Annotated in this window: 19 protein-coding genes; 10 read left to right on the top strand and 9 right to left on the bottom strand. The window is 45.9% G+C overall.

Translation table 11 applies throughout. The features are described 5' to 3' along the window. Nucleotides 1–3 precede the first annotated feature (3 nt). The 5 genes from FD975_RS05600 to FD975_RS05620 all read left to right on the top strand — a co-directional run bounded on the left by FD975_RS05600 (nucleotide 4) and on the right by FD975_RS05620 (nucleotide 4,012). On the top strand, nucleotides 4–564 hold the full coding sequence (locus FD975_RS05600; RefSeq protein ID WP_215300905.1) for an NUDIX hydrolase: 561 nt from the start codon (nucleotides 4–6) through the stop codon (nucleotides 562–564). A gap of 13 nt (nucleotides 565–577) precedes the next feature. Continuing rightward, entirely contained in the window at nucleotides 578–1,315 is a 738-nt protein-coding gene (aat, locus tag FD975_RS05605) for a leucyl/phenylalanyl-tRNA--protein transferase (RefSeq protein WP_215300907.1), read from the top strand. Beyond that, nucleotides 1,312–2,067: an arginyltransferase gene (locus FD975_RS05610; RefSeq protein WP_215300909.1), complete on the top strand. Its 756-nt coding sequence runs from the start codon at nucleotides 1,312–1,314 to the stop codon at nucleotides 2,065–2,067. Before aat ends, FD975_RS05610 begins: the two co-directional genes overlap by 4 nt. Before the next feature lie 9 nt (nucleotides 2,068–2,076). Next, a complete protein-coding gene (locus FD975_RS05615) occupies nucleotides 2,077–3,108 on the top strand; it encodes a quinone-dependent dihydroorotate dehydrogenase (protein WP_215300914.1) in 1,032 nt (343 codons plus the stop codon). Nucleotides 3,109–3,193: 85 nt separating this feature from the next. Continuing rightward, a complete protein-coding gene (locus FD975_RS05620; RefSeq protein ID WP_371743367.1) occupies nucleotides 3,194–4,012 on the top strand; it encodes an IclR family transcriptional regulator in 819 nt (272 codons plus the stop codon). A gap of 25 nt (nucleotides 4,013–4,037) precedes the next feature. Here FD975_RS05620 and FD975_RS05625 read toward each other — a convergent pair whose 3' ends face one another. Both FD975_RS05625 and FD975_RS05630 read right to left on the bottom strand, forming a co-directional pair. Beyond that, nucleotides 4,038–5,066: a serine hydrolase gene (locus tag FD975_RS05625; protein WP_215300916.1), complete on the bottom strand. Its 1,029-nt coding sequence runs from the start codon at nucleotides 5,064–5,066 to the stop codon at nucleotides 4,038–4,040. 107 nt (nucleotides 5,067–5,173) lie between these two features. Next, nucleotides 5,174–6,061, bottom strand: coding sequence for a DMT family transporter (locus FD975_RS05630; protein WP_215300918.1), 888 nt, complete (start codon nucleotides 6,059–6,061; stop codon nucleotides 5,174–5,176). A 206-nt stretch (nucleotides 6,062–6,267) separates the two neighbouring features. Here FD975_RS05630 and FD975_RS05635 point away from each other — a divergent pair, with 206 nt between their 5' ends. Next, complete coding sequence (locus FD975_RS05635) at nucleotides 6,268–6,834, top strand: phasin family protein (RefSeq protein WP_215300919.1); 567 nt, start codon at nucleotides 6,268–6,270, stop codon at nucleotides 6,832–6,834. A 95-nt stretch (nucleotides 6,835–6,929) separates the two neighbouring features. Here the strand turns inward: FD975_RS05635 and lpdA are convergent, their stop codons facing one another. From lpdA to aceE, 3 genes are read right to left on the bottom strand one after another with little or no spacing between them, the layout of a single operon-like run. Continuing rightward, a complete protein-coding gene (gene lpdA / locus FD975_RS05640) occupies nucleotides 6,930–8,720 on the bottom strand; it encodes a dihydrolipoyl dehydrogenase (RefSeq protein WP_215300921.1) in 1,791 nt (596 codons plus the stop codon). A 9-nt stretch (nucleotides 8,721–8,729) separates the two neighbouring features. After that, the gene (aceF, locus tag FD975_RS05645) at nucleotides 8,730–10,040 is read right to left on the bottom strand and encodes a dihydrolipoyllysine-residue acetyltransferase (RefSeq protein WP_215300923.1); all 1,311 of its coding nucleotides are present in this window, start codon (nucleotides 10,038–10,040) and stop codon (nucleotides 8,730–8,732) included. A 13-nt stretch (nucleotides 10,041–10,053) separates the two neighbouring features. Continuing rightward, nucleotides 10,054–12,750, bottom strand: coding sequence for a pyruvate dehydrogenase (acetyl-transferring), homodimeric type (gene aceE / locus FD975_RS05650; RefSeq protein WP_215300925.1), 2,697 nt, complete (start codon nucleotides 12,748–12,750; stop codon nucleotides 10,054–10,056). A 204-nt stretch (nucleotides 12,751–12,954) separates the two neighbouring features. Here aceE and FD975_RS05655 point away from each other — a divergent pair, with 204 nt between their 5' ends. From FD975_RS05655 to FD975_RS05670, 4 genes are read left to right on the top strand one after another with little or no spacing between them, the layout of a single operon-like run. Then, complete coding sequence (locus FD975_RS05655) at nucleotides 12,955–15,465, top strand: PAS domain S-box protein (RefSeq protein WP_215300927.1); 2,511 nt, start codon at nucleotides 12,955–12,957, stop codon at nucleotides 15,463–15,465. Nucleotides 15,466–15,500: 35 nt separating this feature from the next. Next, nucleotides 15,501–16,148, top strand: a complete 648-nt coding sequence (locus FD975_RS05660) for a response regulator transcription factor (protein WP_215300928.1) — start codon at nucleotides 15,501–15,503, stop codon at nucleotides 16,146–16,148. Nucleotides 16,149–16,154: 6 nt separating this feature from the next. Next, nucleotides 16,155–17,009 carry a bifunctional methylenetetrahydrofolate dehydrogenase/methenyltetrahydrofolate cyclohydrolase FolD gene (folD, locus tag FD975_RS05665; protein WP_215300931.1) on the top strand — a complete coding sequence of 285 codons (855 nt, stop codon included), beginning with the start codon at nucleotides 16,155–16,157 and terminating at the stop codon, nucleotides 17,007–17,009. Between the two features lie 53 nt (nucleotides 17,010–17,062). Further along, nucleotides 17,063–19,192, top strand: coding sequence for a M3 family metallopeptidase (locus tag FD975_RS05670; protein WP_215300933.1), 2,130 nt, complete (start codon nucleotides 17,063–17,065; stop codon nucleotides 19,190–19,192). A gap of 11 nt (nucleotides 19,193–19,203) precedes the next feature. Here FD975_RS05670 and xth read toward each other — a convergent pair whose 3' ends face one another. Genes xth through glnA form a run of 4 tightly spaced genes read right to left on the bottom strand, consistent with a single transcriptional unit; the run spans nucleotide 19,204 to nucleotide 24,053 of the window. Then, on the bottom strand, nucleotides 19,204–20,049 hold the full coding sequence (gene xth / locus FD975_RS05675) for an exodeoxyribonuclease III (RefSeq protein WP_215300935.1): 846 nt from the start codon (nucleotides 20,047–20,049) through the stop codon (nucleotides 19,204–19,206). Then, nucleotides 20,042–21,493, bottom strand: a complete 1,452-nt coding sequence (gene ntrC / locus FD975_RS05680) for a nitrogen regulation protein NR(I) (RefSeq protein ID WP_215300937.1) — start codon at nucleotides 21,491–21,493, stop codon at nucleotides 20,042–20,044. Before ntrC ends, xth begins: the two co-directional genes overlap by 8 nt. Continuing rightward, entirely contained in the window at nucleotides 21,490–22,626 is a 1,137-nt protein-coding gene (gene glnL, locus FD975_RS05685) for a nitrogen regulation protein NR(II) (protein ID WP_215300939.1), read from the bottom strand. The genes ntrC and glnL overlap by 4 nt, the downstream gene beginning before the upstream one ends. A gap of 11 nt (nucleotides 22,627–22,637) precedes the next feature. Further along, nucleotides 22,638–24,053 (bottom strand): type I glutamate--ammonia ligase, encoded by a 1,416-nt coding sequence (gene glnA, locus FD975_RS05690; RefSeq protein ID WP_215300941.1) that lies wholly within the window; start codon nucleotides 24,051–24,053, stop codon nucleotides 22,638–22,640. Nucleotides 24,054–24,159: the final 106 nt, after the last annotated feature.

Genomic DNA, 24,159 nt, shown 5'->3' on the forward strand with positions numbered 1-24,159 from the left:
TGCATGAAGTTTTGCTCTCAATGCGCATCACCAATTAGCATCAAGATTCCTGCAGATGATTCTCGGGAGCGTCATGTATGCGACTCTTGCGGATTCATTCATTATTTCAATCCACGCAATGTAGTGGGCTCTATTCCAGTTTATCGCGATCAAATTTTATTGTGCCGTCGCGCAATTGAACCGAGACATGGCTTTTGGACTCTTCCAGCTGGCTTTATGGAACTAGGAGAAAGCACTACAACCGGGGCAGCCCGAGAGACACAAGAGGAGGCAGGCGCCATTGTTCAAATTGGCCCACTTTACTCACTGCTCAATGTGCCGCATGCAGAGCAAGTACATCTTTTTTATCTCGCCACCATGAGTTCACCAGACTTTCATGCTGGAGAAGAAAGTCTAGAGGTTGCACTATTTGATGAAAAGGATATCCCTTGGAGTGAGATCGCCTTTCCGACAGTCAAACAGACGCTAGAGTGGTTCTTTGCTGATCGTGCCGCAGGGGTGTTTAATTCAAGCAAAGAGTTTAGCGTGCGCAGTAGAGATATTCTTCCAACAGAAAAGATCTAGACGCAGCAAGTTTATGAGCAATATCAACTGGCTAGGGTCTCAGGATGAATTTCCAAATCCACTGAATTGCCCAGACCCTGATCCAACAGTGCCAGGTTTAATTGCAGTCAGTGAGCGAATTTATCCAGGGCAACTGGAACGCGCCTATCACATGGGAATCTTTCCATGGTACTCGGATAACCAACCCGTGCTCTGGTGGTCGCCTAATCCCCGAATGATATTAAAGCCCACTCAATTTAAATGTCATGACTCTTTAAAAAAAACCATACGTCATTTTTTAGCGGATGTCAGAAAAGATATCTGGGTTGATCATGATTTTGGAGCAGTCGTTCGCTCCTGCGCAACTGCGAGTAGAAAAGATCAGGATGGAACTTGGATCACCCATGAAATCATGGACGCTTACACTGGCCTTCATGAACAAGGTCACGCCCACAGCATTGCTGTAATGGAGGATGGTCGCCTGATCGGCGGTCTGTATTGTGTTGCTTTTGGTGGGATGGTATTCGGAGAATCTATGTTTAGCCACCAAGCCGATGCTTCAAAAATTGCCTTAGCAGCTCTCACAGCCTGGTGCGAGCAACATCAGGTGGAAATGATTGATTGTCAGCAGGAGACTGCCCACCTGGATTCGCTAGGCGCGGCACCAATTTCTCGCGACCAATTTTTAGCCCATCTGCAAATTACTCTAAAGCAAACTAATATAGAGATTCCTTGGAAATTTGATAAAGAAATGCTGCGTCACTGGCTATGACACAATTAAAAGAGCTCCCTTTAACTGAGCTGCAGTTTTATGCAACAGCCCCCTACCCCTGCAGCTATCTGCCTGGTAGAACTGCTCGCTCACAGGTGGCGACCCCATCGCACTTAATACATGCTGATTTGTATAGTGAACTGGTCAACGCGGGATTTCGTAGAAGCGGTTTATATACCTATCGACCCTATTGCGATGAATGCAATGCTTGCACCGCTACCCGCATTCCGGTCAAACACTTCAAACCCAATCGCAGTCAAAAACGCACATTGAAAAAACATGCTGGACTGGAGATTCGTATTCTGAACTTGGGATACCAAGAAGAGCACCTTGACCTATATAACAACTACCAAAATGAACGTCATGCTGACGGCGACATGGGTCACAGCACTGAAGAGAGCCAAGATCAGTACATGCAATTTCTACTGCAAAGTCGAGTGAATTCTAGAATCGTTGAATTTCGGGATGGTCCAGAAGATAGCGAACCTGGACGTCTTCGCATGATCAGCATGATTGATATCCTAGATCAAGGCATCTCTTCTGTTTATACCTTCTACGACACCAGTAATCTATCAGCAAGCTATGGAAGCTTTAGCATCCTCTGGCAGGTTCAACAGGCTTTGAACTTAGAGCTTCCCTATCTTTACCTGGGCTACTACATAAAGGATAGTGAAAAAATGTCCTATAAGGCTAAATTTCAGCCTATTGAGGGTCTAATCAATGATCATTGGCAGCCAATCATTGGGCCATAATATCTACCCATGATCGATAGCTACCCCCTTTTACGCCCCTGGCTTTTTTCTTTAGATCCAGAGCAAGCTCACAATGTCACCCTTAGCAATTTAGATCGAGCGCAACGTTGGGGTTTATTGCGTTGTCTAGTTAATCAACCTGATCCGGATCCACGCACATTTTGTGGCATCACTTTTCCAAATCCTGTAGGGCTTGCTGCAGGCCTCGACAAAGATGGCAAGCATATTGATGCGCTAGGCTCTTTAGGTTTTGGATTCTTAGAGATTGGAACCGTCACACCCAAACCACAACCCGGCAATCCAAAGCCCCGCATGTTTCGCTTGCCTGAAGCACAAGCCATCATCAATCGTATGGGCTTTAATAACGATGGTGTCGATGCATGCGTCAAGCGTGTACGAGAGTCTGCATATTGGCAAAATGGTGGCATTGTTGGACTAAACATTGGCAAGAATGCAAGCACTCCAATAGAGAATGCTGCGAGTGATTACATCGCTGCTATGGAAGCGGTTTATGACCTTGCTTCGTATATTACTGTCAACATCTCCTCTCCTAACACCCAGAACTTACGCGCACTTCAGGGTGAAGATATGCTGCGCTCTCTCCTTAGCTCCCTGCACGTAGCGCGCGAAGCTCTAAGTGATCAGTACGGTGTTCGCAAGCCCCTATTTTTAAAAATTGCACCGGACTTAGATCAAAGTGATATCAAGCTCATCGCCGATCTCCTGCTGGAATTTAGGATTGACGCCGTTATCGCAACCAATACAACGATTGCCCGCGATGCAGTGAAAGGACTTGAGTTTGGCGAAGAACTTGGCGGCCTCTCCGGCGCACCAGTTCGAATTGCCTCTACAGAAGTAGTAAAAAACCTCAAACAATATTTGGGAGACGCCATTCCGATTATTGGTGTTGGTGGCATTCTCTCGGGCCAGGATGCACTAGAAAAAGTTCAGGCAGGTGCGAGCCTAGTGCAGATCTATAGTGGGCTGATTTACCGTGGCCCAAAACTCATTAGTGAGTGCGCAGCTGCTCTAAAAAAGTGATTAGCTAGCCCCTGGAATTGGGTTTAGATAGGCAATCTGCGTTTCATATTGTGCAATTTCAGCAAAAATCGCTACAATTGACAACATGAGTACGAGCAAAACCGAAAAAGTGTCAAAAGCACCTGGCGAGGCTGGTAAAACCGCAATCCAGGTGGTTGAGCGCATGATGAATCTTCTTGATGCCCTAGCCAATCATGAAGAATCCAGCAGCCTTAAAAATCTAGCTGAAGAGACTGACCTACACCCTTCCACCGCGCACCGCATCCTCAATGACTTAGTAGCCTGCCGATTAGTTGAGCGCGGAGACGGTGGGACTTACAGGCTAGGCCTTAAGCTGCTTGAGCTTGGCAACCTCGTTAAGGCCCGTTTATCTGTCCGCGAGGCTGCTCAAGCACCAATGCGTGCTCTACATAAGCTTACAGGTGAGACCATTAATCTCTCAGTTAGACAAGGTGATGAGATTGTCTACATTGATAGGGCCTATAGCGAGCGCTCTGGCATGCAAGTAGTCCGCGCCATTGGTGGGCGTGCACCACTTCACCTCACATCGGTTGGGAAATTATTTTTGGCGAGCGATGATCCGAATCAAGTACGCGCCTATGTCACGCGTACAGGTTTAGCGGGGCACACCAGAAATAGCATTACGGAGTTAAGTAAACTGGATTTAGAGCTAAATCAAGTGCGCAAATTAGGACATGCAAGCGACAATGAAGAATTAGAGTTAGGCGTAAGTTGCGTTGCGGCTGAGATTTATGATGACAGTGGCAAGTTAGTCGCAGGACTTTCGTTAAGCTCCCCTACTGATCGCATTCAGTCTGACTGGTTAAAGCTCTTGCAAGATACAGCCCTGCAGATTTCCAAAGGAATGGGCTACAAACCCAAAGTTAACGAAAATAATTACTGAGAATCAAACACGCTTCGAATTTGATTTACATTAAGCGACGAATAGCTTGAGGTTCACCTGAGGGCATATGCTCATACCAATCCCGAACCCTCACTGCATCAGCAAAACGCGATTGCGTACCAACCGAGTCCAAGAAAACCAGTAGCAAGGGTGTGTTATTCACTCTGGCTTGCATTACTAAACACCTTCCTGCCGCATTAATGAAACCTGTTTTTTGTAGGCCAATATTCATATCGCCAGCACGCACCAAACGATTAGTATTCAAGAATTTCTGTGGACGCTTTGCAATCACCATAGTGAGATCCGGCCAAGTAGAAAACTCACGAATCACTTTATATTGGTAAGCTGCACTCAACATGCGGGCGAGATCTTCGGCTGAAGCTACGTTCTCACTCTTAAGGCCGGTGGGATCAGCAAAAAAGGAATGTGTCATCCCAATTTCTCTAGCCTTAAGATTCATGGCATCGATAAAGGCTGGGATACCGCCTGGGTAATTTCTACCGAGAGTATATGCTGCCCGATTTTCAGATGCCATCAAGGACAATAATAGAGCCTCTTCTCTCGTTAAGACCGTACCGCCAGCAAGACGGGAGTTTCTATATATATTCACATCATCTGAGTTAATGACGAGTGTCTCATCCATTGGCAATTTAGAGTCAAGCACCACCATTGCAGTCATCAGTTTAGTGATGGATGCGATCGGCAGACTTACAGAGGAGTTTTTTTCAAAATAAACCTCTTTGGTATCTTGATTAACAACCATCGCAACACTGGACTTCAGATTAAGGTCATCATGTTGACCGCGTAACCCTAAGGCAGTTGCAAATGAAGGTCTTCCTGCCACCACAGGCTCGCTTGAACGGGTCACCGTGGTCCGAACTGTTTTGGGCTTCTTAGAAGATTTCACTTGCTTCTTTGCAGCCGATTTGGGCGGCGCCTTGGATGTCTTCGAAGCCTTGGGGTCATTATTGCTTGCACTTGCCTGAAAAGAAGTAATTAGGCCAAATGACATTAGCCCAACAAACGCAATAAGCCAAAATCGTTTCAAGTGCATCCCAAATAACCTTCCAAAACTTTTAACATACTGAATGATAAATAACTTTTTCTTCTCTACAGCCATTATTGCCTGCATTGACTAGAAAACTCTCTTGTGAGGCACTCTTACTCTGCAATCGTAGCAACTGCCTTTGCTTGCCCTCGATTAACCAATATGACTCCAGTCATGGTCAATATAAGGCCACCTGCCATCATCAGTGTGAAAGGCTCATCAAATAAAAACCAGGCCATTACTGCAGTAGTTGGTGGTGTTAGGTACAAGAGGCTTGTTACCTTGGTTGCCGCCCCCTTACGAATCATCATAAATAGTAGACTGATTGATCCGATTGATAAGGGGAAAATTGCCCATAGCAAAGCGCCAATAACCGAAGCATTCCAAACCATGACTCCAGACTCAAAGTAATACATACAGATGAAGCAAAGAACTGCTGATACGCCAAACTGAATTGATGACCCAGCGCGAAGATCAAAGACTGGGCAAAATTTCTTCTGATACAGAGTGCCGAATGTAATAGCAAGTAAAGCAGCGAAAGCAAGAACGTAGCTTAATAATGGGATTTGAGTAAAGCCAATTTTTTCAGCCACCACCAGAGCCACACCAGCAAACCCAAAACACAATCCAACCCACTGCCGTCCAGTCACCTTTTCAGAAATCCAAGCCGCAAACCATGCAGTCAGAATTGGTTGGAGACCGACAATAATTGCAACCAAGCCTGCAGCCATGCCCAAGCGTACGGCAAACCAAACTCCTAATAGGTAACCGAACTGTAGCAATACCCCAGCAATGGCAATATGCTTCATTTGATGCCAGCTTGGCCAGCTGATTCTCCAGACCAAACTCAGGCATGCCATGGCCATTAAAACACCCATGAAGCGCCAAAACAGAAATGTGGCTGGCTCGACATAAGGCATCGCTAGACGTGCAATCACAAAACCTGTACTCCATATCACCACAAAGAGTGGTGCAATTAGGTTATCTAGCTTCAAACTCATGTTTAACTTATTGAAAATAGGCGATTTTTTTATTCAATTAATGATTTTAGGCTTATTTATTCATAACTAGCCCCGTATGTCTGACAACACTCCTCTTAATATTGCAGCGCACCATTAATACGATAAAATGATAGCTAAATGAATTGACAATATTGAGATAAAGCTCATAGTGAAGAAATGAATCAGGCCCACAGGAAAGGGAAGAAATGAATCTAACGCCAGAACAAATTGCAGCAGCACAAAAAGCCAATCTAGAAACTTTGAGTGGACTAACTAATCAAGCACTTCAGAGCATTGAAAAACTAGTTGAGCTCAATATGCATATTGCCAAACAAAGCTTAGGCGACAGTATGAGCAGCGCCAAAAAGGCATTAGAAGTAAAAGATATTCAACAACTCCTCGCCCATCAAGCCGAGGCAGTTCAGCCGATGGCTGAAAAAATCATGGCTTATAGCCGTCATTTGTATGAATTAGCCCATGAAACTCAAGCAAGCTTTACAAAGTCTGCCGAGAAAGAGTTTCAAGCTGGACAGTTAAAAATTAATGCATTGGTTGAGGATTGGACTAAGAATGCGCCAGCAGGATCTGAGGCTGCTGTTGTCGCCATCAAACAAGCCATTGCCTCTGCTAAAAACGTATTTGAAACTAGCCAAAAAGCTGTCAAACATGCAGTTGAAGTTGCTCAAACCAATCTGAATAGCGCTAATAGCTCAGTTGAGAAAACAATTAAAGCAAGTAGCAAGCCTGCAAGCAAAGCTACTAAGAAAAAGTAGCCCTACCCTATCTCTGTTTTTTCCTTTGGTGAAAAGCAGAAAGAAAAAAAGCCCCATGTTCGGGGCTTTTTCTTAATCGGAAAATAGCAAGCGTTCTAATGTGCCTTCTTTTTTACTGGCGGTAAATCAGTGCAGTGACCATGTGCCGCCTCTGCAGCTAAACCAACTGACTCACCTAAGGTTGGATGCGGATGAATGGTTTTACCAATATCAACAGCATCAGCACCCATCTCAATCGCAAGACACACTTCACCGATTAAATCACCAGCATGAGTACCTACAATTCCTCCGCCAATGATGCGTTTGCTGGTAGCATCAAAAATCAACTTAGTGAATCCCTCATCTCGACCATTGGCTATAGCTCTACCACTGGCAGCCCATGGGAATAAACCCTTCTCATAAGCGATTCCCTGAGCCTTACATTGCTCTTCAGTCAAACCAGCCCAAGCTACTTCTGGATCGGTATAAGCAACAGACGGAATTTGCTTAGCATCGAAGTAAGATTTTTCACCAGCAGCAACTTCAGCAGCGACATGACCTTCATGCACAGCTTTATGAGCCAGCATGGGTTGACCAACAATGTCGCCAATCGCAAAGATATTGTTCACATTGGTACGCATTTGATTGTCGACCGGTATAAAACCTCTCTCATCAACAATGACGCCTGCAGCAGATGCATCAATTTTCTTGCCGTTGGGCGTGCGTCCCACCGCTACTAGTACTAAGTCATAAGTTTGGGGCTCTGCGGGAGCATTCTCGCCATCAAAACTGACCTGGATACCATCCGCTTTTACTTCAGCTTTTGACGCACGGGTCTTGAGCATGATCTTTTCAAAACGGCCAGAGTTAAATTTCTCCCAAACCTTTTCTAAATCACGATCGGCTCCGGCCATCAGACCATCCATCATCTCAGCAATATCTATACGGGAGCCTAAGGTGCTGTAGACAGTAGCCATCTCCAGACCAATAATGCCGCCGCCAATCACTAACATGCGCTTTGGAATACTCTTGAGCAATAAGGCACCAGTACTATCCACGATGCGCGGATCTTCCGGCAAAAATGGGAGCTTTACTGGCTGACTTCCAGCTGCAATGATTGCCTTTTGAAAACGCACTACTTCTTTTTGACCAGCTAGATCTTGACCATCGCCTTTAGTGAGCTCAACCTCAACATGATTCGCATCCAAGAAGCGTCCCAACCCACGCACCACAGTTACTTTGCGCGCTTTAGCCATACCAGCCAATCCGCCGGTTAACTTAGCAATGACAGAGTCTTTGTAGCCACGCAATTGATCAATCTCAATTTTGGGGGCGCCATAACTAATGCCATGCTTAGACATCGTTTTTACTTCATCCATCACTGCAGTCGTGTGGAGCAAAGCCTTTGATGGAATGCAGCCCACGTTCAAACAAACACCGCCTAATGTTGCATAACGCTCAATCAAAATCGTGTTCATGCCTAAATCTGCGCTACGGAATGCAGCGCTATATCCACCGGGACCAGCGCCCAATACAAGCACTTCACACTCGTGATCCACTTTGCCGCTGTACTGACCAGCGATAGGAGCAGTGATCACTGGAGCCGATACTGGGACTGGTGCAGGAGTTGGACTGGCTGCGGGTGAAGAAGCCTGAGGAGCGGATGCTGCTCCGACTTCAATCTCAGCAATCGCACTACCCTTGCTCACTTTGTCGCCAGCTTTTACAGAAATACTGAGAATGGTTCCTGCAGCATCCGCTGGAACTTCCATGGTTGCTTTGTCAGATTCAAGAACAAGTAATGGCTGTTCTTTTTCAATCACATCACCCACTTTAATGAGTACTTCAATTACCGGAACATCTGAGTAATCACCAATATCTGGCACGAGAATAATTTGCTTAGCCATATCTTTTCCTTATAGTACCGCGCGACGGAAGTCGGACATGAGCTGAGCGATATAGACGTTGAAGCGCGTTGCTAAAGCACCATCAATGACGCGATGATCAGCACTTAAGGACAACGGGCAAATTAAACGAGGAACAAATTGCTTGCCATCCCACACTGGTTTCATAGCAGCTTTACTTACCCCCAAAATTGCCACTTCGGGTGCATTGACGATAGGCGAGAAATACGTACCGCCAATACCACCTAAAGAAGAGATCGTAAAACTAGCACCCTGCATTTGTTCTGGCTTGAGTTTTCCGTCTCGCGCTAGAGCAGCCAATTCAGAGGTTTCACGCGCGAGCTCAAAGATGCCTTTTTTATCTGCATCACGAATCACTGGCACTACTAAGCCATTTGGAGTATCGGCAGCAAAGGCTATATTGAAGTATTTCTTCAACACCAAATCATCACCGTCAATAGAACTATTAAATTCAGGGAATTTCTTAAGTGCTGCAACAGCAGCTTTCATTAAGAAAGCCAACATCGTGATTTTGAGCCCCTGCTTTTCATTCTCTTTATTTGTGAGAACTCTAAATGCCTCTAAATCGGTGATGTCTGCATCCTCGTGATAAGTCACAGCAGGAATCATGACCCAGTTACGACCTAAGTTCGCAGCAGTCAATTTCTTTATACGATTTAATGGTTGGCGCTCTGTCTCACCAAACTTAGAGAAATCGACCTTAGGCCAAGGAATTAAATTCAGGCCGCCCAAGCTTCCGCCAGATGCACTAGATGGACTTCCAGCTCCGCCGCTCATGGCAGCTTTTACAAAGGCCTGGACATCTTCTTGAGTAATTCTGCCTTTAGGGCCAGATCCCTTAACTTGGTGAACGGTGACGCCAAGTTCACGAGCAAATTTACGCACTGACGGGCTGGCGTGACTTGCAGTGGGATCAATCTCAACTGGGGCTATAGTTATTGGCGGTGGCGCAGGTGCGCGCACAATCGGTGGCTCTACTTTTGGGGCCGCCGCCGCAACAGGCTCAGATTTCGCGGCTACTGGAGCTGAGGCAGTTTGAGTTGGTGCGGGAGCAATAGCGCCACTTTCTTCAAGCACCAGAACCACAGCGCCCTCTGAAATAGAGTCACCCACCTTCACCCTGACCTCTTTCACCACACCTGAATGGGATGAGGGAACGTCCATGGTTGCCTTATCTGATTCAAGAACAACAATCGACTGCTCTTTCTCAACACGATCACCGGCCTTTACCAATACCTCGATGACAGGCACATCTTTGTAATCCCCGATATCCGGGACTTTAATATCAATTAGTTGGCTCATAGTCTGTCTCTTATCAAACCGTCATTGGGTTTGGTTTGGTGATATCGATTTCGTATTTCTTAATCGCTTCAGCTAGCACTTGACGATCAATCTGGCCGGCATCCACCAAAGAACGTAAAGCTGTCAATACAACCCAGCGACGATCTACTTCGAAGAAATCGCGTAACTTTTCACGAGTATCTGAGCGGCCGAATCCATCAGTGCCTAAAACTTCATAACGACGGCCCATGTGCTGAATCGCAGGACGAATCTGCTCCGCAAAAAGACGCACATAGTCAGTGGCAGCAACAATTGGACCAACGGTATCTTTCAAGCACTTCTCAACATGTGACAGAGATGGCACTGCTGTTGGGTTTAATAGATTGCTACGATGAACTGCATTCCAATCACGACCTAACTCGGTAAAGCTTGGGCAACCCCACAAATCCGATGCAATACCCCAATCTTTATGCAAGATTTCAGCAGCCTCAATCACTTCACGGAAAATCGTGCCAGAGCCTAAAAGCTGAACGCGCAGTTTCGCATTAGCATCACCAACTGACTTGAGCTTGTACATGCCCTTAATGATGTCTTGTTCTGCACCCTTTGGCATTGCTGGATGAGCGTAATTCTCATTCATGAGAGTGATGTAGTAGTACACATCTTCTTGTTCAGCCAGCATGCGACGCATACCATCCTGAATCACCACAGCTACCTCAAATGCAAATGAAGGGTCATAGCTGATACAGTTTGGAATAGCAGCGCTCCAAACTTGACTGTGTCCATCTTCATGCTGAAGGCCTTCACCGTTCAGAGTAGTTCTTCCAGCAGTACCGCCAAGCAAGAAACCGCGGCTACGCATATCACCAGCAGCCCAACAGAGATCGCCAATGCGCTGGAAGCCAAACATGGAGTAGAAGATATAGAAAGGCAACATCGGTACGCCATGAGTTGAATATGAAGTTGCAGCGGCAATCCAATCGCACATACCGCCTGCTTCATTAATACCCTCTTGCAAAATCTGACCAGTTTTATCCTCTTTATAGAACATCAATTGATCATGATCTTCTGGGGTGTAGAGCTGACCTAACTGATTCCAAATACCGAGCTGGCGGAACATGCCTTCCATACCAAAAGTACGCGACTCGTCTGGAACAATCGGAACCACCCTCTTGCCTAAAACCTTGTCACGCACAATCGTATTGAGAATGCGAACAAAAGCCATGGTTGTGGAAATCTCACGACCTTCAGTAGTAGCTTCCAGCAAGGGCGCAAATACCTCAAGCGCAGGAACCGGCAAACTCTCAGCCTTCATGCGACGCTGCGGCAAGTAACCACCCAACTCTTGACGACGCGCCTTCATATATTCAAGTTCAGGGCTACCATCGGCGAACTTCACCAAAGGCATTTCATCCAATTGATCATCTTTTACGGGGATCTCAAAACGATCACGGAAACGACGCACGTCATCTGCATTCATCTTCTTGGCTTGGTGGGCAATATTCATAGCCTCACCTGATCCACCCATACCGTAACCCTTAATGGTGTGCGCCAAGATAACGGTTGGTTGATCTTTATGATTTACAGCTGAATGAAACGCTGCAAATACTTTATGGGGATCATGACCACCGCGATTGAGCTGCCAAATTTCTTCATCACTCCAATCGCTAACTAAAGACTTTAATTCAGGTGTGTTGAATACGATCTCACGCACATAAGCACCATTCTTAGCCTTCATGGTTTGGTACTCACCATCCACGATTTCACCAAGACGCTGCATCAAGATGCCTTTTTTATCTCGAGCAAATAAAGCATCCCAATGGCCACCCCAAACTACTTTAATGACATTCCAACCAGCACCACGGAATTCGCTTTCAAGCTCTTGAATAATCTTGCCGTTACCACGCACAGGACCATCAAGACGTTGCAAGTTGCAATTCACAACAAAAATCAGGTTGTCTAATTTTTCACGGCCGGCCATACCAATTGCGCCGAGTGATTCTGGCTCATCAGTTTCACCGTCACCAAGAAAGGCCCAAACTTTACGCCCCTCTGCCTTAATAAATCCGCGGTCCTGCATATAGCGCATAAAGCGCGCTTGATAAATAGCCATGATGGGACCAAGTCCCATAGACACTGTTGGGAACTGCCAGAAATCTGGCATTAACCAAGGATGAGGATAACTAGAGACACCCTTACCACCAACTTCTTGACGGAAATTATTGAGTTGTTCATCGGATAATCGGCCGAGCATGTAAGCCCGTGCATAAACACCCGGCGCTGAATGTCCTTGAACAAAAATTAGGTCGCCGCCATGCTCTGGGGATGGTGCGCGCCAAAAATGGTTAAAGCCAACGTCGTATAAGGTGGCTGCAGACTGGAAGGATGAAATATGTCCACCAACATTGGTGTCTTTGTTTGCGCGAAGAACCATGGCCATCGCATTCCAGCGAGTGTATGAACGAATCCGATGTTCGACATTTTGATCGCCAGGTAAGCGTGCTTGTTGCTCAACTGGAATCGTATTGATATAGGGAGTTTCAGCATGAAATGCTTGATTAACTCCATTAACCCGAGCATGAGAGATTTGCTGATCTATGAGATAAGCCGCGCGTTCAGGGCCCTCATTGCGAATCACGCCATCTAAGGCCTGCAACCATTCTTGAGTTTCACCTGGATCCGCATCTTGCTTTCCTGCGCTACCCAAAATTTGATCTGGAACTGCTGCCATAAACTGCCTCCATTAGTCACATCGGTCTGATTTATTCACTCTATAGGCAACATTCTAGGAAGGTCCATGGGTGTAAACAAGCAATTTTCCACATAATGATAATATTTATCACTATGTGATATTTTGTTGCATCGCAATCGAAAAATACAAAAAATGAAATCCAGAGTGAGAAAGGACTCTAGTAAGGCAAAATAGCCCAATTACATGAAAAAAATCGCATTTTCAATATGGCAACTCAAGCCTGTGAGGTGGATCCGCCGAATACGGGGATTTAAGCTTGTTTACACACCATTAATCGCGATTGTTTTGTTTACCGTGGTGATGGGCGTCATCATGGGCACACTTCAGCTTCAAGAAAAAAGTCAGCAAGAAGCGGCTCTATTTAGAGAACTCTCTTTTGCAAAGCAGCGTATTCAATTGCGCTTTGCAAACAATGCGGATGTATTGCAATCTATTGGGCGGGATTATGTTAGCGCTGGTGATTCTGTAAAGTTAAAAGATAACGTAATCATTCAGGCAGAAAATATTCTGCAAAGCAATCATGAAATTGCGAAGATCGTTTGGTTTGATGAAACATATCAGGGCCAATGGAAGGTTCCGCCGCATAATTTAAAAACAGATTGGTTTAATAAAATAAATAATGCAAGTGTCATCAACAAGGCACTGCAGAGAACACTTGAGCTCAGCGCTGCTACCAATAGACCAGCGTTTAGCAATTTCATCTCGCTCGAAGTCCCAAGTGACGAGGTGATCTCCAAAGAAATTCGCAATGTATTTTGGCAAACCGTGCCTCAAATTTCTGGCAATGAAATTAAAGGAATGGTTGCTGCCCTTTACACAACCCAGGGCATACTGGAAATGATTCCAGGGGAACTTAAAGCGCAATACCGATTCACATTAATTACAGATGATGATCAGGTCCTAGCAATCTCATCTGATAAAAATACCCCGAAGCGGGCATTTAGCAACCAAACTAGTCTGGATATTGGCGTTCTCAGCCCCAATCTCAGCCTCAGAATCGACACCTACCCACCAGAAACCAATTTAACTTTCAGGATGTTGATTGGCGTTGTTCTGGGTTTAAGTGCATTCGTCATTTGGAGTTTGTGGTCTGTTTTGAAACAAATGCAAGTTCGGCAAGAGGTAGAGGCAAATCTTCGGGCTGAGACTAATTTTCGTAGCGCGATGGAGAACTCCACGCCAGTTGGTATTCGTGCACATGATATGAATCGGGCGATAACCTATGTCAACCCCGCATTTTGCGAGATGACTGGTTGGTCAGCAGAAGAGCTAATAGGGCTGAGCCCCCCTTTTGCCTTCTGGCCCGAGGAGCAAAAAGAAGAGCTCACGGAAAAAATGAATCAGGCTCTCAAAATGACGCTCAATCAAGATAAAAAGATTGGTGTTGAGGGCTCAATTCTTCATCGGAATGGCTCAGTCATCCAGACTCGCACCTTTATTGCTCCACTAATTGATGAAAAAGGAAAGCAAACTGGCTGGATCACTTCATTAATTGATATTTCTGAGCCAAAGAAAATTCGTGAGGAATTGGCTGCTTCGCAGGAGCGATTCATTACCGTTTTGGAAGGTTTGGATGCTTCTGTTTCGGTAGTCTCCAATGAAACGGGTGAATTACTGTTTGCAAATCGCTTCTATCGGGAACGTTTTGGAAGCTGCGCTAAAGGCCATTGCGATTTAGCCGGAGGTGAGATCAAACAAAAAATATTTCAAGCTTCAATTGAATCTAGTTCAGCCTCCTCACTCCATCAAGAAACAGAGTCAGAAGAAATTCAATTACTGGATCCAGCAACAGGAACTTCAAAGTGGTATGAAGTACGTAGACGTTTTTTACCGTGGGTTGATGGACAGTTAGCTCAACTATTGATTGCAACAGATATTACGATTCGTATTGAAGCGGAAGATTTAGCCCGTCAACAAGAAGAGCGTATGCAATTCTCTAGCCGCTTAACAACTATGGGTGAAATGGCGTCATCACTTGCTCATGAGTTAAATCAACCGCTCGCCGCAATCTCCAACTACTGCATGGGTGTAGCTAAACGATTGCAAGGGCAACTTGAACCCGGCTTGCAAAAAGATATTCTTCCTGCGCTAGAAAAAGCCTCCGACCAAGCGCATAGGGCAGGAACCATCATTCAGCGCATTAAAGGTTTTGTGAAGCGTAGTGAACCACAACGAAAATCTTCTGACATCAGTGAAATTATTAATGATGCGGTTGGCTTAGTTGAGATCGAAGCACATCGACACCGCCTAAATATAGCTACGGAAATTGCTGAAAATATCCCACCAGTTGATGTGGATCCCGTGTTAATTTTGCAGGTCTTAGTAAACCTTCTTAAGAATTCCTTGGATAGTATGCGAGAGGTTTACCCTCTCTCATCTCGCTGGTCTGCCCCTCCAGTCAAAATTTCAGCCGATCTAGAAACCAGCACTTTTCCCGCAATGCTCCGGATCCAAGTGACTGATACTGGCGCTGGAATCGCTGATTCCGTTATCGAACGGATGTTTGAGCCCTTTTTTAGCACTAAAAACGATGGAATGGGCATGGGTCTCAATATTTGCCGGTCTGTGATCGAGTCCCACCAGGGTCGACTTTGGGCAAAAAATCAGATGGATGCAGAACAAACAAAGCTATCTGGCTGCACCTTTACAATATTATTACCCCTAGAGTCTCCGGGCTCAATGGTAAGTAGTTAATTTATGTATTTTTAGATTTATCTGTGAGAACTAATATGAATATCAGTGCAGCTGCCAAACCCAACCAAGCTGAAGTGGTTTATGTTGTAGATGACGATGAGGCAGTTCGTGACTCCCTCACCTGGCTACTAGAAAGCAATGGGTATGTTGTACGCTGCCATGCAAGCGCTGAGCGATTCTTGCAGTCGCTTCAAAGCACTGATAGATCTACGATCTCTTGCGCCATTTTAGATGTTCGAATGTCAGGCATGTCAGGCCTTGAATTACAAGAACGTTTGATAAGCGAAAATCTACCAATGCCAGTTGCATTTATCACTGGTCATGGCGATGTCTCAATGGCAGTTTCAACAATGAAACGTGGTGCAGTTGATTTTATTGAAAAGCCTTTTAAAGAAAACGATCTCTGCGGTTTGGTAGATCGTATGCTTGCAAAAGCACGCGTTGATTATTCTCAGGCAAGCCAACGCAAAATCACTCAGAGCCTCTTAAGTAAACTTACTGGGCGTGAGCGCCAAGTTCTCGAACGTATTGTGGCTGGCCGCTTGAACAAACAGATTGCAGATGATCTTAGTATTTCCATCAAAACTGTTGAGGCACACCGTGCCAATATTATGGAAAAGCTCAATGTGAATACCGTTGCAGACTTACTCCGCTTAGCGCTATCAGACCCACAACCTAACTAACTTCTTATGCCTGCACAGCTACTCGACGGCGTTGCCTTATCCAAAAAACTTCGCACTGAAATTGCTGCACGTGGCGCAATCGTCACCGCCAAAGGCGTTAGACCAGGCCTAGCAGTCATTGTTGTTGGAGAGAACCCAGCAAGCCAGGTTTATGTCCGCAATAAAGTAAAGGCTTGTGAAGATGTCGGCTTTCATTCTGTACTTGAGCGATATTCAGCTGATTTGGGTGAGGAAGAATTACTAGCTCGTATTGCCACTCTCAACGCTGACCCTTCCATTCATGGAATCTTGGTTCAACTTCCCCTGCCAGAACACATTGCAGCGGAACGTGTTCTTGAAGCTATTGCCCCAGAAAAAGATGTGGATGGTTTTCACGTAGCGAATGCTGGCGCCTTAATGGTGGGCCAACCTGAATTCAAACCATGTACGCCGTATGGCTGTATGAAGATTCTTGAAAGCATTGAATACCCAATCCGCGGAGCACGTGCAGTGATCGTGGGCGCCTCCAATATCGTTGGCAAGCCGATGGCAATGCTCTTGCTCCAAGCGGGAGCTACAGTCACGATTTGCAATAGCAAAACGCGTGACCTGGCGCATCACACTAAAGATGCTGACATCTTGGTAGTTGCTACCGGCAAACCCAAAATGATTACTGGCGATATGGTAAAAAATGGCGCTGTTGTAATCGATGTAGGTATCAATCGCATGCCTGATGGCAAGCTTTGTGGTGATGTCGATTTTGATGCAGCCCAGTACGTTGCTGGCTGGATCACGCCTGTACCTGGTGGCGTCGGCCCCATGACGATCACCATGCTCCTCATGAACACCTTAGAAGCGGCAGAAAAGGCAGCAAAACACTAAGGAATTGATTGAGACTTTTGGCAAAATTGCTCTCAGTCCATTAAGCTAGAGGGATGACTACATCTACCCCTCTACAAGCTTCTACTGTGCTACAACAGAATCCACTTATTTCATTCGGTCGCGGTATTTGCGACTACTCTCAGGTCAAGTCTTCTGACATTCAACCTGCAATAGATTTTCTACTGGCACAGGCGGAAAAAGCAGTAGCTCTAGCAATCGACCCAAAGACTCCAGCAAGTTGGAACGAACTTCTTGAGCCCCTCGAAGATGCTACCGAATCCCTCAGCAGATCTTGGGGGGTAATTTCGCACCTCAATAGTGTTGCAGACACCCCAGAACTGAGAGCAGCTTATGGTGAGATGATCCCCAAGGTGACTGCGTTCTTCTCCAGCCTAGGCCAAAACCTAGCGCTTTACCAAAGATTCAAAGAGCTTAGTCAAAGTGCTGACTATGCCAATTTGAGTGCTTCACAGAAAAAAGTGATTGAAAATTCTTTAAGGGATTTTCGTCTTGGTGGCGCTGAACTGAGTGATGCTGATAAGCCTCGCTTTTCTCAAATTCAGGATGAGCAAGCATTGTTAGGAAAAGCATTTTCCGACCATGTTTTAGATGCGACTGATAGCTTTGTCCATGTCATTACCGACAAATCTGAGTTAGCTGGATTGCCTGAAGATGCTATTGCTGCAGCAGCAGATACTGCCCAGCAAAAGGGTCTGCAAGGTTGGGCTTTTACCCTCCACTTCCCCTCTTACTACCCATTCATGCAGTATTCAGAGAATCGCGCACTCCGCCGCTTGATGTATGAAGCTTACGTCACGCGAGCATCGGAATTAGCACCCCAATTTTCAAAGGGGAAGCTAGATTGGGATAACACTGCAAATATGTTGGAGCAACTCAAATTGCGTGATGAAGAAGCACGCATGCTGGGATTTGAAAACTATGCAGCCCTGAGTTTAGCCCCCAAAATGGCTAGTAGTGTCAGTGAGGTAGATACTTTCCTAACTACCTTTGCACATAAAGCAAAACCATTTGCACAGAAAGATTGGCAAGAGCTTTCAGAGTTTGCAAAAACTGAATTGACTATTGATGGATTAGAGCCATGGGATATTGCTTTTGCCTCTGAAAGACTTAAACAAGAGCGCTACTCATTCTCTGAGAATGAGCTGAAGCAATACTTCCCGCTGCCCAAAGTGCTAGATGGACTCTTTCAAGTAATCCAGACTTTGTTTGGCGTGAATATTGAGAGCGCCAATCTACCAACATGGCATTCGGATGTTCAGTCCTTCTCGGTTAAGAATGCTGAAGACAAGGTTGTAGCCTACTTCTACCTTGACCCATATGCTCGCCCTGGTAAACGTGGTGGCGCTTGGATGGATGATGCGCGTGGTCGCAGAGAATTACCCAATGGTGAGATTCAAGTGCCAGTAGCGTATTTGGTTTGCAACTTTGCGCCGCCAGTAAAAGTTGATGGCGTACTGCGTCAACCCACTATTACTCATGATGATGTCATCACCCTATTCCATGAAAGTGGTCATGGCATGCACCACCTCTTAACTCAGGTAAGTGCCCTAGGCGTATCTGGCATTAATGGTGTTGAATGGGATGCAGTGGAGTTGCCAAGCCAGTTTATGGAAAATTTCTGCTGGGAATGGGAAGTCTTAGAGAAGATGACCGCACATGCAGAGACTGGAAAACCGCTCCCCAGAGAACTCTATGACAAGATTCTAGCGGCCAAGAATTTCCAAAATGGTTATATGACATTGCGTCAGGTGGTGATGTCTCTAACCGACTGGCGTCTGCACGCTAATTTTGATGTTGAAAATGCAAAAGGGCAGGCGGTGTTGGATCTATCTAAGAGCATTGCGGATCAATTCAATGTTATTCCTCAGCCTGCTATCTCTCGATGGATTAATACCTTTAGCCATATTTTTGCAGGCGGTTACGCCGCAGGCTATTACAGCTATAAATGGGCTGAAGTACTCTCTGCGGATGTGTACTCTGCTTTTGAAGAAGCAGCAAAACTCACCGGTAGTGTGCTAGATGAAAAAACTGGCACTCGTTATCGCCAAGAGATCTTAGAGGTAGGTGGCAGTCGTCCGGCAGCTGAGTCATTCAAGGCATTTAGAGGCAGAGAGCCAAGTATTGATGCCCTACTTCGTCACGGGGGCCTGGTCACCCAGTGAAGCTAAAAGTTCTAGGCTGAAATCTTTGCAATGACGGGGGCGTGATCCGAAGGCTGCTCCCAAGTACGGGGCTCTTTATCGATAATGCTTTCTGTGCATTTATCTTTAAGGGCCTCGCTTAATAGAATGTGATCAATCCGCATTCCTGCATTTCTTCTAAAACCCATCATGCGGTAATCCCACCAGCTAAAGGATTTAGGCGCCTGTTCAAACATCCGATAAGAATCAGTAAGCCCTAGATTGAGTAGCTGCTGAAACGCCTCTCTTTCTGGTGGAGAAACGAGATTTTGACCAATCCACTTAGAGGGATCATGTACATCATCATCTGTAGGCGCGATGTTGAAATCCCCTAAGAGTGCTAAGCGACTGTTTTGGGCCAACTCTTCACTTAACCAATTTTCTAAGGCTTTGAGCCAAGCTAATTTGTAGACAAACTTATCGCTATCGGGTGATTGACCATTAGGGAAATAAGCTGATACCAAGCGAATAGGCTGCATTCCTTTAAAGCAAACTGTAGCCGCCAAAATACGCTGCTGTTCATCCGTGTTGCCAGGGATATTTCGGATTGGCTTTAAAAATGTCGTTTCATGATTGCTTGCAATCGAGGCTAATGCGGCTTTACGAACGATGATGGCAACGCCGTTGTAAGTCTTTTGACCAGCAGCAATACTGAGGTAACCCGCCTCTTCAAGCCCTTGATGTGGATACTTATCATCAGTGAGCTTAAGCTCCTGAAGGCACAGCGCATCAATCGGCTTTTTTGCCTTCTCTTGATCCTGCAGCCATTTCAATACATGAGGTAAACGCACCTTCAATGAGTTGACATTCCACGCGGCAATCCTCACAGGCTCAGCCATCAATACCAAGCTCCTGTAATTTACGCGTGATCGTATTGCGGCCAATTCCAAGGCGCTGGGCAGCTTCGACGCGTCTTCCGCGAGTTACTTCAAGAGCTGCCTGCAATACTGCTTTTTCAAACTTGGAACACAGGACGTCGTATACCTCTGAGTCTCCATCCTGTAGCATTTTGACTGCCAAACGGCCTAAGCCGCCCTCCCAATCCGCTGAGCCAACTCTGCTCGCCACTTGCGCTGCAGGGTTAGATTCACCTTGCAATATGACTGGCTGTTCACCCGCCTCTGCCAAAATATCAGCAGGTAGATCGCTTACTCCAATAACATTAGACGGCGTCATTACTGTGAGCCAATGACAAAGATTTTCTAGTTGGCGCACGTTACCAGGAAATGGCATAACGCTAATTTCTTTTAAGACGTCATCTGACAGCTTTTTAACTTCAACACCGAGAGACTTGGCACAGGACAACATAAAATGCCTTGCCAGAACTGGAATATCTTCCGCGCGCTCACGTAAGGCTGGCATCCTTAAACGAATCACATTGAGGCGATGCAATAAATCTTCACGGAAAGCGCCAGCAGCAACCCTAGCCTCAAGATTTTGATGGGTTGATGCAATGATTCTCACATTGGCTTTGATGGGATCTTGTCCACCAACACGATAGAAATGACCATCGGTTAATGCGCGTAATAAGCGAGTTTGTAGATCAAAAGGAATATCGCCAATCTCATCCAAAAATAAAGTGCCACCGTCGGCCTGCTCAAAACGACCACGACGCAAGGTCAAGGCTCCTGGAAATGCGCCACGCTCATGACCGAATAATTCAGACTCCAATAAATCCTTTGGTACTGCGGCCGTACTAAAGGCAATTAATGGGCCTTTAGCGCGAGGGCTATGCTTATGCAGAGCTTGCGCAACCAATTCTTTACCAGTACCGGATTCACCAGTAATTAAAACGGTGGAGTGCGACTGGGCCAAGCGACCAATGGCTCTGAAGACTTCTTGCATTGCAGGAGCTTGACCAATAATTTCAGTTGAGTCTTGTCTCCAGCCATTCATCTCTTTATTGCCTGATTGATTGCGCTCGCTTTGCTCCATCGCACGACGAATCAACTCTACAGCCTTATCAATATCAAATGGTTTGGTGAGGTACTCAAATGCACCGCCCTGAAAAGACGAGACAGCCGAATCTAAATCCGAGTATGCAGTCATGATAATGACCGGTAGCATCGGGTGGCTTTCTTTTACATTTTGCAAAAGATCTAATCCGTTGCCACGCGGCATCCGAATATCAGAAATGAGTACTTGCGGAGCATCCTTCTCCAATGCATCGAGAACATCATTGGGATTAGAAAAGCTCTTATGAGGAATATTCTCGCGAGTCAGGGCCTTCTCTAGCACCCAACGAATAGATTGGTCATCATCCACGATCCAAACGGGTTTCATAATGCTTTCTCCTGCCTACGGTAAGGAATTTGAATATGGAAGTCGGTCCGTCCAGGACGACTGTCACAGGCTATGAAGCCTTGGTGCTGCTGAACAAAAGTTTGCGCGAGAGTGAGGCCAAGACCGCTACCACCATCTCTGCCAGAAACTAATGGAAAGAAAATACGCTCACGGATATCCTCTGGAATACCTGGGCCGTTATCAATCACGTGCAAGTCCATGGCCATTTTGTAACGTTGCTTAGAGATGGTGACCGAACGAGCAACCCTTGTCTTCAATTCAATTTGAGCAACACCTTGGGCAATTTCTTCTGAAAGTGCTTGTGCAGCGTTATGAGCAATATTGAGAACAGCCTGAATGAGCTGCTCGCGATCACCCAGAACTTCAGGAAGACTGGTGTCGTAATTACGGATAATGCGCAGACCCTTCGGAAATTCAGCCAAAACAAGACTGCGTACACGCTCTAAAGCTTCATGAACATTAAATGATTCCATGGCGTGCGCCTTACGATGAGGCGCAAGCAATCTATCGACCAAGTTTTGAAGTCGATCCGATTCTTTAATGATGACTTGGGTATATTCACGTAAGCCCTTCTCTGGAAGCTCAAATTCCAGCAATTGCGCAGCGCCTCGGATACCACCCAAAGGATTCTTAATTTCATGCGCTAAGTTACGCATCAACTGTTTATTTGCTTCTACCTGCTGCGTGACACGCTCATCACGCTCACTACGTAACTGTTGATCAATTGGAAACCACTCCATCATGATCAGAGTTGGATCTTCAAGACAAGCTACAACTACGTGGGCAGGAATCGACTCCTGATGAATACTGCCTGGTAAGGAATGCAAGACCATCTCTTGACGCTGAGCAGATACGTGTCCAGCCTTGACCTCCTCGATCATGCGCTTAATAGACTGGTTATCACCAAACAAGTTATGCACAGACTGACCCTCAAGGGATTTACGCGAAAGGTCCAGCGCAGACTCTGCGGCCGGATTTACGTAAACCAATTGTTGGTTCTCTGCCTCAAATACCACGATGGCATTGGGCATCTGATCAAGCAATGTCGGAAAAAAAGGAGCAGCCGAAGCTGCCCCTTTGAACGAATTGCGCAATAGACCTGCGCTCAACATTTCTCCTTCGCTTACAGGGAGTAGTACATATCGAATTCGATTGGATGAGTCGTCATACGGAAACGTGTGACATCTTCCATCTTCAAAGCGATATATGCGTCAATCATAGAGTCTGTAAAGACACCGCCACGAGTCAAGAACTCACGGTCTTTGTTCAAAGCTTCTAATGCCTCTTCCAAGCTTGCACAAACGGTTGGGATCTTTGCATCTTCTTCTGGTGGCAAGTCATACAAGTTCTTGTCAGCTGCTTCGCCTGGATGAATCTTGTTCTGGACACCATCCAAACCTGCCATCATCAATGCTGAGAAGCAGAGGTATGGATTGGCCAATGGATCAGGGAAACGAGTCTCAATACGACGACCCTTAGGGCTAGAAACGTGTGGAATACGAATAGAAGCAGAACGGTTACGTGCAGAGTAAGCCAACTTCACTGGCGCCTCAAAACCTGGAACCAAACGCTTGTATGAGTTTGTACCTGGATTGGTAATCGCATTCAATGCCTTAGCGTGCTTGATGATGCCGCCGATATAGAACAATGCGAACTCTGACAAGCCTGCATAGCCGTTACCAGCAAACAAGTTCTCACCGTTCTTCCAAATAGATTGGTGAACGTGCATACCAGAGCCATTGTCGCCAACGATAGGCTTAGGCATGAAAGTTGCAGTTTTGCCATAAGCATGTGCAACGTTTTGAACAACATACTTCTGCCAGATAGTCCAGTCAGCGCGCTGTACCAATGTGCTGAACTTCGTACCCAATTCGTTTTGGCCTTGACCAGCAACTTCATGGTGGTGCACTTCAACAGGAATACCTAAAGATTCAAGGATCAAACACATTTCAGAACGCATGTCTTGGAATGTATCTACTGGAGCAACTGGGAAGTAACCGCCTTTTTTACCTGGACGGTGACCAGTATTACCACCTTCGATTTCAGCAGCTGAAGACCATGGAGCCTCTTCAGAATCCACCTTAACGAAACAACCCTGCATGTCAGCACCCCAACGGACGCCGTCAAAAATAAAGAATTCTGGCTCTGGACCAAAGTAAGCTGTATCGCCTAGACCAGTGCTCTTCAAATAGGACTCAGCGCGCTTAGCGATAGAACGTGGGTCGCGGTCATAACCTTTGCCATCTGAAGGCTCGATCACATCACATGTGATTACTAATGTTGGCTCTTCATAGAATGGGTCGATATAGCAAGATGTTGGATCTGGCATCAACAACATGTCAGAAGCTTCAATACCCTTCCAACCAGCAATAGATGAACCGTCAAATGCATGACCGCTCTCAAATTTGTCTTCGTCAAATGCTGAAATAGGTACGGTTGTGTGTTGCTCTTTACCCTTTGTATCTACAAAGCGGAAATCAACGAAAGTACATTCTTTCTCTTTAACTAACTTCATCACATCAGCGACGGTCTTCGTCATGCAAATCTCCTCTATTAACTAAATTCGGAATACAAACTTAAGGTGTACACCCTTGTTCATTCCAGGCATCAAACATGCCCTTGGGATGTATCTAATTTACTGAAGC

This window comes from Polynucleobacter sp. AP-Jannik-300A-C4 (assembly GCF_018688335.1).
Lineage (GTDB): Bacteria > Pseudomonadota > Gammaproteobacteria > Burkholderiales > Burkholderiaceae > Polynucleobacter.